10 protein-coding genes are annotated in these 13,371 nt (G+C 53.9%); 9 read left to right on the forward strand and 1 reads right to left on the reverse strand.

Annotated features, from left to right (window positions below; translation table 11 throughout):
- The first annotated feature begins 203 nt into the window (after positions 1-203).
- The 5 genes from B036_RS0108525 to rfbA all read left to right on the forward strand — a co-directional run bounded on the left by B036_RS0108525 (position 204) and on the right by rfbA (position 6,547).
- Positions 204-2,297 (forward strand): hypothetical protein, encoded by a 2,094-nt coding sequence (locus B036_RS0108525; protein WP_020568280.1) that lies wholly within the window; start codon positions 204-206, stop codon positions 2,295-2,297.
- A 157-nt stretch (positions 2,298-2,454) separates the two neighbouring features.
- Complete coding sequence (locus B036_RS0108530; protein WP_020568281.1) at positions 2,455-3,099, forward strand: UpxY family transcription antiterminator; 645 nt, start codon at positions 2,455-2,457, stop codon at positions 3,097-3,099.
- Between the two features lie 216 nt (positions 3,100-3,315).
- Positions 3,316-4,329, forward strand: coding sequence for an NAD-dependent epimerase/dehydratase family protein (locus B036_RS0108535; protein ID WP_020568282.1), 1,014 nt, complete (start codon positions 3,316-3,318; stop codon positions 4,327-4,329).
- Positions 4,330-4,465: 136 nt separating this feature from the next.
- The gene (rfbB, locus tag B036_RS0108540; RefSeq protein ID WP_020568283.1) at positions 4,466-5,530 is read left to right on the forward strand and encodes a dTDP-glucose 4,6-dehydratase; all 1,065 of its coding nucleotides are present in this window, start codon (positions 4,466-4,468) and stop codon (positions 5,528-5,530) included.
- A 153-nt stretch (positions 5,531-5,683) separates the two neighbouring features.
- A complete protein-coding gene (rfbA, locus tag B036_RS0108545; RefSeq protein WP_020568284.1) occupies positions 5,684-6,547 on the forward strand; it encodes a glucose-1-phosphate thymidylyltransferase RfbA in 864 nt (287 codons plus the stop codon).
- Between the two features lie 222 nt (positions 6,548-6,769).
- Here rfbA and B036_RS0108550 read toward each other — a convergent pair whose 3' ends face one another.
- Positions 6,770-7,141 carry a four helix bundle protein gene (locus B036_RS0108550; protein WP_020568285.1) on the reverse strand — a complete coding sequence of 124 codons (372 nt, stop codon included), beginning with the start codon at positions 7,139-7,141 and terminating at the stop codon, positions 6,770-6,772.
- Between the two features lie 223 nt (positions 7,142-7,364).
- Between B036_RS0108550 and B036_RS0108560 the strand changes: the two genes are divergently transcribed.
- The 4 genes from B036_RS0108560 to B036_RS0108575 all read left to right on the forward strand — a co-directional run bounded on the left by B036_RS0108560 (position 7,365) and on the right by B036_RS0108575 (position 13,352).
- Positions 7,365-8,306: a UDP-glucuronic acid decarboxylase family protein gene (locus tag B036_RS0108560; protein ID WP_020568287.1), complete on the forward strand. Its 942-nt coding sequence runs from the start codon at positions 7,365-7,367 to the stop codon at positions 8,304-8,306.
- 132 nt (positions 8,307-8,438) lie between these two features.
- Positions 8,439-9,776: a nucleotide sugar dehydrogenase gene (locus tag B036_RS0108565; RefSeq protein WP_020568288.1), complete on the forward strand. Its 1,338-nt coding sequence runs from the start codon at positions 8,439-8,441 to the stop codon at positions 9,774-9,776.
- Between the two features lie 134 nt (positions 9,777-9,910).
- Entirely contained in the window at positions 9,911-10,483 is a 573-nt protein-coding gene (locus B036_RS28570; RefSeq protein WP_044102187.1) for a hypothetical protein, read from the forward strand.
- A gap of 205 nt (positions 10,484-10,688) precedes the next feature.
- A complete protein-coding gene (locus tag B036_RS0108575) occupies positions 10,689-13,352 on the forward strand; it encodes an SLBB domain-containing protein (protein ID WP_020568290.1) in 2,664 nt (887 codons plus the stop codon).
- The last annotated feature ends 19 nt before the right edge of the window (positions 13,353-13,371 follow it).

The following is a 13,371-nucleotide window of genomic DNA, read 5'->3' on the forward strand; positions in this document are numbered from 1 at the left end:
TGCAACTCCTGCAACCGAAGCGCAGCGACCCTGCAACTCCTGCAACCGGAGCGCAGCGACCCTGCAACTCCTGCAACCGAAGCGCAGCGACCCTGAAACTTGCAACCCTGAGTACAAAAACCTGCCCCCTGAACACTGAATCCTAAATACTGAACCCTGATCCCTTAACGTTACGTTACCTTAGCGACCTCAGAAAGCCATAAATGCAGAACATTACTTTTGAATATCCCGCCTGGTTCCTGATCCTTTGTGCCCTGGCGGGACTCGCAGTAGCCCTGCTGCTGTATTATCGGGAGCGTACGTTTAAGGACCAACCCAGAAGCCTGGTATGGGGCATGGGTTTATTACGCTGGCTTGGCTACAGCCTGCTTGCTGCGCTGCTGCTCTCCCCTTTGTTGCGTTACCTGCAAACTGACCAGCAGGAACCCGTGGTGGTCATGGCACAGGACGTTAGTGAGTCCGTTGGGATGGAAACCGATACCATTGGCTACGCCGCCCAATGGGCGGCCCTGAAGGCCAGGCTCTCCGAAAAGTACCAGGTAGTCGACTATACCTTCGGTGCCAAAGTCAACCCCGAAGGAGACCTCCGCTTCACCGACAAAAAAACGAACCTCGATGCCGTGCTGACTGAGATCAGCGATGTTTACGGCTCACAAAACCTTGGAGCCGTCATTTTGGCTACCGACGGAATTTATAATGAAGGGACCAACCCTGCTTACCGGAATTTGCAAATCAAGGCTCCGGTTTATACCATCGGCCTCGGTGATACCACACAACGACGAGACCTGCTGATCCGACGGGTATTCCACAACAAGATTGCCTACCTCGATGACCGTTTTTCTATTCAGATCGACGTAAGTGCCCGCAACGCCGCTGCGTCAAATACCCGGCTCACCGTAAGTCGGGTAGGGGAGGGCAGTGGCGCGCCGCTGCATACGGAGACCATCGTAATTGATCGAAACGACTTCTTTACCACGCGTGAGGTTATTCTGGATGCCGACAGGTCTGGGGTGCAACGCTATCGAATCAGCGTCTCGACCATCGGAGAAGAAGTGAGCACGGCAAATAACCGTCGCGATATTTTTGTCGATGTGCTCGATGCCCGCCAAAAGATATTGTTGTTGGCCAATGCGCCGCATCCGGATTTGACGGCGCTTCGTCAGGCACTGGCTACCGGAAAGAATAACGAAGTGGAAATCGACTACGCCAGTAAGTTCACGGGTAAATTCAGCGATTATGACCTGGTGGTGCTCCACCAGTTGCCATCGGTGAGGCAAGCGATAAGCTCCACCCTCGATCAGTTGCAGCGGTCCCGGATACCTACCTTGTTTATTCTTGGAGAAGGCGCCCCGGCGCGTGCAGTGAGTAGTGCGCAGGACCTGCTTAATTTCACCGGCACAGCCGGTGCTAAAGGCAATGATGTCAGTGCGCGTGCGGTCCCCGGTTTTAACCTCTTTACGCTGAGCGAAGACTTACTGCAGTCGTTGCCGAAATTTCCGCCCCTGACGGCGCCCTTCGGGGAGTTTGTGGTCGGGCCGGGAGCTTCGACGGTACTTAAGCAGCGGATTGGCCGGGTCGATACAGATTACCCCCTGATCGTTGTCGGCGAAAGCCGGGGCGTAAGGACTGGTGTTATCGCTGGTTCCGGCCTGTGGCAATGGCGTTTGTTCGACTTCCTGGAATACGGAAAACACGAACATTTTGACGAGTTGATCAGCCAACTCAGTCAGTACCTGACGGTGCAGGAAGACAAGCGGCGCTTCCGGGTGAGCTTGCCAGAGAACATCTTCGATGAAAACGAAGCGGTGCAGCTAGATGCGGAGCTGTACAATAGTAACTACGAGCTGATCAATGATCCGGAAGCGACGGTACTCATCACCGGGCCGGAGGGCCGGGAGTATCCTTTCGCCTTCACCAGGACCACTAATGCCTATACCCTGAACGCAGGTACCCTGCCAGTAGGCAACTATAGGTTCCAGGCCACTACGAATACGGGCAACGAGAACCTGACTTTCGACGGGCGCTTCAGTGTTCAGGCCGTTGAATTAGAGCGGTATGTGCTGGAGGCTGATCACGGGTTATTGCGGCAATTAAGCGACCGCTATGGCGGGGAGCTGCTCTTTCCGGCCGACCTGGAGACGTTGCCTACACGCCTGGAAACCAGCGGGACGGTCAAACCCGTACGCTTTGAGACGATAAATACCCGTTCGGTGGTTCACCTGAAGTGGATCTTCTTCGTATTACTGACTCTCTTTGCCGGTGAATGGTTTATGCGCCGGTACTTTGGGGGCTATTAATGGGGAGATAAAAGCGCCTAACACCTACTAAATCCAGCGTTAATAAAACAGTGTATTGGTAAATCGTTAAGCAATGGGTCCTCAAACCCTGGATCTACCCGATTTCCCCCCCGCATTCTCTATCTTTGCGCTTCGATTTAAACTTTCAGTCAGCCCTATGGCGATCCGAATTTCGAGCCTCAACCACCGGCTTCAATCCCAAAATAATCAAACTACCGATGACCTGCACGTCAGGGAACGGCGATGGTTTGCGGTAAGGACTTCGAGTAAGCACGAAAAGCGTGCCGTTGAGGAACTTACGGCGGAAGGAGTCGATGCCTGGACACCGTTACGGGAAAAAGTATACCATTACACCTCCAAGAAGGTAACCCGACAGTTGCCTCTGCTAACCGGATACGTTTTTGTAAACATCACCCGGGAGGAAGAAAACACCGTGCGCTTCGCGCACTACGTGTCTTGTTTTCTGAAAATCGGTCGGACCCGGCGGCAGGTAACCACCGCCGAAATGGATCTTTTACGTAAACTTAGTACGGACCGAACCCTCGATTGGGAGACGGTGGAAGATTCGTTCGATTTCAGTGAAGGGACGCCGGTTGAAATCATCAAAGGTCCACTCGTCGGCGTGCGTGGACATTACGTCAGTAAAAAAAATAAGAAAACCTTCGTGATTGCACTGGGAAGTCTCAACGCTTGCCTAGCTACCTGTGAAGTAGACCCTCGCTACCTGGTAGCACTGGAGGGAGCTGCTATGCCGGGGCAACAGAACAAGGAGCAACACGAAGGGAAAAGAAAGCTTTGGTAAAAGCGACATACCAAGTTAGGCAAACTGGCCGCGTGGAGCGGTTGGGGCTGAGTGGTTTCGACGCTTGGACGCCGAAGGCGTGGAGAGACTTAGAGAATGGTGGAATGAGAGAATGGCTGCCGCAAGGAAGAGCTCGCAACACTCGTTTTATGTGGTTTATTCACTCATTCCATAATTCTCCCATTCTCTTTCCCAAGGCAATGAAATGAGCTATTTATGATCCTTATCACCGGTTCCGCAGGTTTTATCGGCCATGCCCTTACTAATGTCCTTGCAAAAGCGGGGAAAGAGGTGGTGGGCATCGATAACCTGAACGACTACTACAACCCTGATCTGAAGTGGAGCCGATTGGCCGATGCAGGCATCAGCCGTGAGGAGGTGGAAGCTAGTGGAGAGGCCGTAAGCACCCGCTTCCCGAACTACCGCTTCCGTAAATTGGGATTGGAAGACCGGCATGGAATGGGCAAGTTGTTTCAGGATTTTTCCTTCGTCAAGGTTTGTAACCTGGCGGCCCAGGCAGGCGTGAGGTACAGTCTGACCAACCCCCTGGCTTACGTGGACAGCAATGTAACCGGCTTCGTGAACGTGCTGGAAAACTGCCGCAAGCACGAAATAGAACATTTGGTCTACGCTAGCAGCAGCAGTGTTTATGGGCTTAACGATAAAGTTCCTTTTGCGGAATCGGACCCGGTGGATCAGCCCGCCAGCCTCTACGCTGCCACCAAGCGCAGCAACGAATTGTTGGCACACACCTACAGCCATCTTTACCAACTGCCCACTACGGGCCTGCGGTTCTTTACCGTGTACGGCCCGTGGGGCCGGCCGGATATGGCCTACAGCCTGTTCAGTGACGCGATTCTTAATGGCCGGCCGATTAAGGTGTTTAACCACGGTGAGATGTCGCGGGATTTTACTTACGTCGACGATATTGTAGAGGGGCTGCGCCGGGTATTGGTGACGCCGCGCCCCCCGCAGCTGGGCGTGCCTAACCGGGTGTACAATATTGGCAACGGCAGCCCCGTCAGCCTGCTTAATTTTATCGAAATTATGGAGCGGCACCTTGGGGTCACCGCCGAAAAAGAATACCTGGGTATGCAGCCGGGTGACGTAGAGAAGACCTTTGCTGACACGACTGCCCTGGAGGAAGATTACGACTACCGGGCAACTACCGATCTTGACGAGGGTATTGGTGCTTTTGTCAAGTGGTACCGGGAGTATTATAAAGTTTAGGCGGGGACGCGGGTGCAGGGTAAGGTAACCACTAAGGCATTAAGAGCACTAAGAACTACACTAAGGGCAAGGGGCTGTGCCCCGGGAATTCCCGGGGCTCAGCCCCTCGCCCTGGATTGTAAATAAAAACAGAGGTATGTCAGCAATAGAAAAAACAATCCTGGTGACCGGCGGAGCCGGATTTATTGGCAACCACGTTGTTCGTCGGTTGGTCCGGAATTACCCGCAGTACAAAGTCGTTAACCTGGACGCCCTGACCTATGCGGGAAACCTGGAGAATGTAGCCGACGTGGCCGATGCGGGGAACTACAGTTTTGTGAAGGCTGACATTACAGATTTGGAAGCGATTCGCTCGGTGTTTGCCGTTTACTCACCAGACGTGGTGATTCACCTGGCAGCAGAGAGCCACGTTGACCGGAGTATCGAGGATCCTCTCCTCTTCGTGAAGACGAACCTGTTGGGAACTGCCACAATGTTACAAGTCGCAAAAGAAGCCTGGCAGGCAGATTTTTCGGGTAAGTTGTTCTACCACGTGAGTACGGATGAAGTGTACGGTAGCCTGGGAACAGAGGGGTTCTTCGTGGAAGACACTCCTTACGATCCGCGCAGCCCCTACTCTGCCTCTAAGGCCGGTAGCGACCATCTGGTGCGTGCATGGGGCCATACCTTCGGTCTTCCGGTCGTACTGTCTAACTGCTCGAACAACTACGGCCCCTACCAGTTTCCCGAAAAGCTGCTGCCGCTCTTCATCAACAACATCCGCCACCTGAAACCATTACCCGTCTACGGTAAAGGAATCAACGTACGTGACTGGTTGTACGTGGAGGACCATGCGCGGGCGATTGACGATATCCTGCACAAAGGCAGCGTTGGGGAAACCTACAATATCGGCGGGCACAACGAATACCGAAACATCGACCTGATTCATTTGCTGTGTAAGCTGATGGACAAGAAACTTGACCGTAGGGAAGGCACCTCGGCCAATCTGATCACTTACGTTACCGACCGGGCCGGCCACGATATGCGCTATGCCATTGACGCGACGAAGCTAAAAGAAGAACTTGGCTGGACGCCCAGCCTGAAGTTCGAAGAAGGATTGGACAAAACGATCGACTGGTACCTGGACAACGAGGATTGGCTGGAGGGGGTTACCAGCGGGGCTTATCAGGCGTACTACGATAAGATGTACGGAGGGAATTAATCTTGTAGTTCAGTAGTCTAGTAAGCTACCGCACTTGGAGCTCGCTTCGCTCGTCGGGATTAGCCTGCCAGCCTATAAAGACTATCGAACTACCAGACTATAACGTGCGGTAGCCTATCAGACTACTGAAGTACCAGACTACAAGACTAATCTATGAAAGGTATCATCCTGGCCGGCGGATCCGGCACCCGGCTTTACCCAATAACCAAGGGCGTATGCAAGCAATTGATGCCGGTATACGATAAGCCGATGATCTATTATCCGTTGTCTATCCTGTTATTGGCGGGCATTCGGGAAATACTGATCATTACAACTCCGGAAGATAACGCCGCTTTTCGGAACCTGCTGGGAGATGGAAGCGAACTGGGCTGCCGTTTTGAATTTGCAATTCAGGAAGTTCCCAACGGATTGGCGCAGGCCTTCGTAATCGGAGAGGAGTTTGTGAACGGCGATAAGGCCGCCTTGATCCTGGGCGATAATATTTTCCATGGTGCCGGGCTGAGCAACCTTTTGCAGGAAAGCGCAAAGCTGACCAAAGGGGCCAGGGTCTTTGCCTACCCCGTCCATGATCCTGAACGCTACGGTGTTGTGGAATTCGATTCGGAGAAACGGGCTATTTCGATTGAAGAAAAGCCCAGTAAGCCAAAGAGCAAATACGCCGTCCCCGGCCTGTACTTCTACGATGAACGGGTAACGGAGATCGCTAAAAATATTGAGCCAAGTGCCCGTGGAGAGTATGAGATTACGGACGTCAACCGGAAGTACCTGGAAATGGGAGAACTGGAAGTCGGCGTAATGAACCGGGGCACCGCCTGGCTCGACACCGGGACTTTTGAAAGCCTGCACGATGCGGCGGAATTTGTCCGGGTCATCGAAAAACGGCAAGACTTTAAGATCGGCTGTATCGAGGAGGTTGCCTGGCGGATGGGGTATATTGATGACGGGCAACTGCGTAGTATTGCCGGGCCTTTGAAGAAGAGTGGGTATGGGGATTATTTGCTGCAGTTGTTGCAGTAGTCGCTTCGCTCCTGTTGCGGTTGTTGCGGGGTCGCTTTGCTCCTGTTGCAGGAGTTGCAGGGTCGCTTTGCTCCTGTTGCGGTTGTTGCAGTAGTCGCTTTGCTCCTGTTGCGGTTGTTGCGGGGTCGCTTTGCTCCTGTTGCAGTTGTTGCAGGGTCGCTTCGCTCCTGTTGCAGTTGTTGCAGTAGTCGCTACGCTCCTGTTGCAGTTGTTGCAAAATTGCTACTTCTTCCATTTGTCGCTAACGAATGTACTGAAATTGTATAATTTTGCTCCCAGCTTTCGGTAACGAACCATTAGGTCCAGTGCTTTTTCACGATGATCGGGGTGCACAGCAGCTATTTTCCGCAGGTGATTTACAGTCTCGTCGTTACTGGCTCTTGAGTAGGTGAGGAATCTAAGGAAGTCTTTTTGATAATCCTTTCGACCATAGCCTTCTACAATATTTGAATTGACACTATCTGAGGACCTGCGCAGTTGGCTACCTTGTTCGTATAACTCGTACTTTGGTAGCGTACGCGTAAATTCGTGGACATTGACGAAAAGATCAAAGGATTCCTGATAGACCCCAAGGTCTAAGTATGACTTAGCCACAATAATTAATTTGCGAACAAAAAGAAATGCATCGATGGGGAAGGGTCTGAAATAAGGCGGTAGGAATTGATAAGTACGATGCGGGTAACGTAAATGTAGTAAAAATTTTAATTAAACAGAAAATGTTGCTGCAACCCCTGCAACCCCTGCAACCCCTGCAACCCCTGCAACCCCTGCAACCCCTGCAACCCCTGCAACCCCTGCAACCCCTGCAACCCCTGCTATGAAAGTACTAATCACCGGCGCAGCCGGATTCCTAGGCTCCCATCTCTCTGATCGTTTTCTGGCCGAAGGCTACGAAGTTATTGGAATGGACAACCTCATTACGGGGTCAATGGACAACATTGCTCACCTGATGCCACGGGAGGACTTCACCTTCTACCACCACGATGTGAGCAAGTTTGTGCACGTCCCCGGTGAGTTGGACTATATCCTCCATTTTGCTTCTCCCGCCAGCCCGATTGACTACCTGAAAATGCCCATTCAGACGCTGAAAGTTGGCAGTTTGGGGACGCACAACCTGCTCGGCCTCGCCAAGGCCAAAGGCGCCCGGATGTTGATTGCCTCCACCAGCGAAGTGTACGGCGACCCCCTGGAACACCCCCAAACGGAGGAATACTGGGGCAACGTCAATCCCGTAGGCCCACGAGGCGTTTACGACGAAGCGAAGCGGTTTCAGGAAGCGATGACGATGGCCTACCACACCTTCCATGGTCTGGAAACCAGGATCGTCCGCATCTTCAACACCTACGGCCCCCGGATGCGGGTCAACGACGGTCGGGTACTGCCCGCCTTTATCAGCCAGGCCATTCGTGGAGAAGGGCTGACGGTTTTTGGAGACGGTAGCCAAACACGGTCCTTTTGTTACGTCGACGACCTGGTGGAAGGTATTTACCGCCTCCTGCTAAGCGACTACGCGCAACCGGTCAACATCGGCAACGAAGACGAGATTACGATCATGGACTTCGCCAAAGAAGTCCTGGAACTGGTCGACAACGAAAAAGCCTGGCTGGATCATCGCCCCCTTCCGGTCGATGACCCCAAAAAACGCCGCCCCAATACGGACCTGGCCAAAAAAATACTTGGCTGGACACCTAAGGTCAGCCGCGCCGAAGGGCTGGCTAAGACGCTGCCTTACTTTTTGGATAAGGTGAAGTTGGGCTAGGGGCTTCAACAAACGAAAACGAGGGGTTCCGCCTGATCCTTCGGATCGACGCTCACCCCTCGCTACAAGAGACGGCCCTCCGGGCCTAGAATTGAAAACCAACCAGCGAGAAGGCTGGGGAACAAATAAAATATGACTACCGTTAACGGAACAAAACCTACCCTGAACCCCGCACAGATGCTTGCGGACCTCCGCAGTGGCAAAAAGGCCATCTCGGTTATTGGCCTGGGCTATGTCGGCCTGCCGCTTGCGCTGGAACTGGCGAAGAAATTCAGGGTCATCGGATTCGACATTTCGGAACCAAGAGTGGAAATGATGAAAAGGGGAGAAGACCCCAGCGAAGAGCTGGAGCCGGAAGCCTTTGCTCATAAAAACATTGTTTTCACCTGCGACCCCGCCCAAATCCGGGAAGCCGCCTTCCACATTGTCGCCGTGCCAACCCCCGTGGATGAAAGCCGGACCCCGAACCTTAAGCCCCTGATCGGCGCCAGTACGACGGTCGGCAGGGCACTAAAAGCAGGCGATATCGTCGTCTATGAATCAACGGTCTACCCCGGTTGTACCGAGGAAGATTGCGTACCGATTCTGGAAAAAGAAAGTGGCCTCGCTTTCGGCGACTTTACGGTCGGCTACAGCCCCGAGCGTATTAACCCGGGAGATAAAGAGCACACCGTGGCCAACATCCTGAAGATTGTCAGCGGAAGTGATCCGGCCACCCTAAAAGTGGTGAGTGGCGTTTACGGCGATGTGATCACGGCCGGTATTTACGAGGCCAAAACCATCAAGGTCGCCGAGGCGGCCAAAGTGATCGAAAACAGCCAGCGCGACGTCAACATCAGTTTCGTCAATGAGCTGAGCATGATCTTCAGCAGAATGGGTATCGATACCCAGGACGTGCTCGAAGCGGCCGGTACCAAATGGAATTTTCTTCCTTTTCGCCCCGGCTTAGTGGGTGGGCACTGCATCAGTGTAGATCCTTATTACCTGCTGCACAAGAGCGTGAAAATGGGCTACGATCCGTTGGTCATTGCCAGCGGAAGACGCATAAACGATAAAATGCCGGCCTTCATCGCCAAGGAACTGGTGCAGCAATTGCTGAAAGTGGGGAAGAACCCCAAAGACAGCAAAGTGCTCATGCTGGGCGTAACCTTCAAGGAGAACGTTGCAGATATCCGTAACTCCAAGGTCGTGGATGTGGTCCGCGAACTGATGGACTTCGGCATCAACGTACACCTGGTCGACCCCAACGCCAGCCCCAATGAAGTAGCCCACGAATATGGCCTGACGATGGTGGAGGAGATCGGCAAAGATTACGATGCCGTTGTGGTGGCCGTGGCCCACGACGATTTTAAGCAAAAAACATTGGAAGACTACCGCGCCATCACCAAAGGCACCTTATTGTTGTTTGACCTCAAGGCCATCTATCCGCGTGAAGCGCTGCTGGAGGGGGAGGTTTTGTGGCGGTTGTAGGGGATCGCTCGTCCGCCGAGGCGGCCCCTTGGGCCTGACTCGTCGGCCGAGAGGTCCGGACCAATTTCCCTCGGCGGACGAGTCAGGGCTTACGCCCGCCTCGGCCGACGAGCGAAACGGGCTTGGAATCAAACATGTACGAACCAAATACCATATACCACTTTTTTAACCATACAAATAACAAGGAGTTGTTATTTCGTGGCGAAGAAGATTATAATAGGTTTGTCAGTAAAATCCGTAAACATCTGTTGCCGTATGCGGATATTCTCTGCTATTGTTTAATGCCGACGCACTTTCATTTTCAGTTAGTGATCAATGAATCCGGGCTAGGTCTTTTGGAGAATGCTTCGAACCAGCAAAAAATACATGGCGCGTTTCGAATTATGCTGAGCAGCTATGTTCGATACTTCAATGCTCGATATGATCGGCGCGGAAGCCTGTTGCGGGCAAAGACAAAGGGCAAACCCGCATATATGGACTTCATTCCTGAAAGCTGGGAACTTGAAGATGATATCCCTTTTACACGTTACATTCCTTACATCTTAACGTGTTTTCGGTACATTCACCTGAACCCGGTGGAAGCGAGATTAGTGCTAAGTGCCCAGGATTGGCCTTTTAGTTCTGCACCGGACTTTGCAGGGTTAAGAGATGAAGGTCTCTGTAATTATGATCTTGTAAGCCGACTTATCGGTATTGAGCGATTGTAGGATCGCTCGTCCGCCGAGGCGGCCCCTTGGGCCTGACTCGTCGGCCGAGAGGTCCGGACCAATTTCCCTCGGCGGACGAGTCAGGGCTTACGCCCGCCTCGGCCGACGAGCGAAATACGTAGCCCACAAAACGAGCTCCTCCGATGTGTAAATCGTGATAAACATCCTACCTGCCAGACATAAATTAGTTTAACAGCTATCTATTTTGAAAAAACTACAACAATCCCTCCTCCTATTTCTCCTCCTAACCCTGGCCTTCCCCGCCCTGGCGCAGGTCCCCACCCAGGTGCCGGGACAGCAGCAGGTCGAACTCCGCCAATACCTGGCGGATAAGGACATCGATGAAGACGAGCTGCGCCAGCGATTGATGGATCAGGGCATCGACGTGGACAACGCCACGCCCCAGGAGTTGCTCCGGCTCCGGCCCCGCATCGAAGCCATCATTGCGGAAATGGAGGCGGAAAAGGTAGCTGCCGAGGAGGCAGCAAAGCAAACCGCCGCAAAATCAAGTGAAAAAATCCAGGAGGCAGTGGAGGATGGCGCTACCGTAGAGGAAGCCATCACCGACGTTACCACCGAAGAAGCCGGGGAGTCGTTACCCGACAGCGACATCTACGGCCATTCCGTGTTCCGGAATAAGGGGCTGCAGGTGTACCGGGCGACCGATAATGCTTCCCCGCCAGAGAGCTACCCACTCAAGCCCGGCGACGAAATTGCCGTTACGGTATTCGGTGCCAGTCAGACAGAGTTTATCCTGCGGCTCGACGAAAGCGGTTTCGTCTTGTTTCCCAACGGATTGCGGATGCCACTGGGCGGGATCCCCCTGGGCCAGGCGCGTACCCTGCTGGGCAACCGCCTACGCAATTACTACACTTTCCGGGAAGGGCAGTTGAGTATCCGGATGCAGGTGTCGCGGACGGTCTCGGTCAATATCTTCGGGGAAGTGGAGCGCAACGGTAGTTACAATATTTCGGCCCTGAACTCGGGCTTTAATGCCCTGGTGGCGGCGGGCGGACCGACGGAGCGCGGCTCCGTGCGCAAAATCCAATTGATTCGGGGCGACGAAAAAGTGATGCTGGATGTCTATGACTTCCTCCAGAGCCCCGTGCAAAAAACGGAACTGTTCCTGGCCAATAATGCGACCCTGTTCGTGCCACCAGCCGATAAGGTTGTGCGGATTAAGGGCGGGGTATACCGGCCGATGCGGTATGAACTGATCGGAGAGGAAAACATCACCGACCTGCTGGCCTTCGCGGGAGGAAAACTGCCAACGGCTGAAACCAGAAATATTCGTGTGGTCCGCTACCTGGACGGCGCGCTCAACCTGATCAACGTTGACCTGGCGGCCAGTCCCGGATTCGTTTTACAGGATGGGGATGAGGTGGAAGTGCCGCAGATCATCAAGCCAGTGCAAAATTTTGTCGCCATCCAGGGGGCGGTTCAGTTACCGGGGCGCTACGCCTTCAAAGAAGGTGATGACGTGGCTTCCCTGGTGACGCTCGGCCGGCTGCGGCCGGGTGCTCGCAAAGACGTGGCGTTCCTGTTTCGCAGTAATGACGACGGCACCGCTCGTTTGTTGCGGGTGAATTTGGGCGCGGACGCAGGTGCAACGGACGTTAAACTGCGCCGCGGAGACAGCCTTCAGGTACTGTCCGAACAGGCTTTTATCGACCAATCCACCTTCAGCGTGGAAGGAGCAATACGGGACAGCTCCGTAGTGATCCCCTTCCCGCAGGATGGCGCACTGACGCTGGAAGAAGCCATCCTGCTCGCTGGTGGCACGATGCCCAACGCCGCTCCGGAAGTCATGCTGGTCCGTACCCCACTAACTAACCTCGAAGAACGGATTTATCAGCGGCTGGACCTGCGGGAAAGCGGTGACCTGGCCCTGCAGCCACTCGATCGAATCATCGTTTACACCCGGGAGCGCTATTCTAACGCCAGCACGGTAAGTATCTCCGGAGCAGTACGCGCGGAGGGTATTTATGTTTATGCGCCGAGTCTGTCCATCCGGGACTTGCTCTACCTGGCCGGTGGCCTGCGCATCGATGCCGCCAAAGACCGGGTGGAGGTCTTCCGCCTCCAAATCAATGATGGAGCCGAAACCAGAACCCTGGTCACCACCGTAGACCTCAATGCCGGAATTCCTTTTGAACTCCAGCCCTTCGATGAGGTGGTCGTCCGGTCAGCAGCGGAATTTGAACTTATCCGCAACATCGTAGTGGAAGGCGAAGTCCGCTTCCCCGGCCGTTACGCGCTGCTAAAGGACAATGAACGACTGTCTGACGTTATCCAACGCGCCGGAGGCCTGACCCCGGAGGCCTTTCCCGCCGGTGCGACCCTGCTTCGACCAGACAAGGACATCGGCTACGTCGTGCTTGACCTTGACCGGGTGGTTACCAACCCGGCCGACCCGGCTAACATGATCGTAAGGGAGGGAGATACCCTCTTTGTACCTAAAGCGCAGGACCTGGTGACCATCTACACCACCGGCACCCTGGTGGATCGTTACGGCAGAGACTCTACCACCATCGATGGCACACTGCAGGTAGCCTACCAGGGCAATAAGCCTGCCCGGTGGTACATCAAACGCTACGCCGGTGGCTTCGAAGACGATATTGCCCGCAAACACTGGACCACCGTGGAATACGCCAACGGGCAGGTTAAAGAAACCCGTAACTTTTTGGGCATCCCTGATTACCCCGAGGTATTACCCGGATCCGCCATTAGGGTGCCGTTGAAACCGGTAAAGGTCCAGAAAGAACGGAGAGAAGAGCGGTTCGACTGGATTGGGCTGACGCAGGTGATTCTTGGGGGGGCTACTACTATTGCAACGTTTATTCTGTTGAGGAACAGGACTGCGGATTAAGGGGCATTAAAAGAAAGGA

The sequence above is a fragment of the Neolewinella persica DSM 23188 genome (assembly GCF_000373105.1).
Classification (GTDB): Bacteria; Bacteroidota; Bacteroidia; order Chitinophagales; family Saprospiraceae; genus Neolewinella; species Neolewinella persica.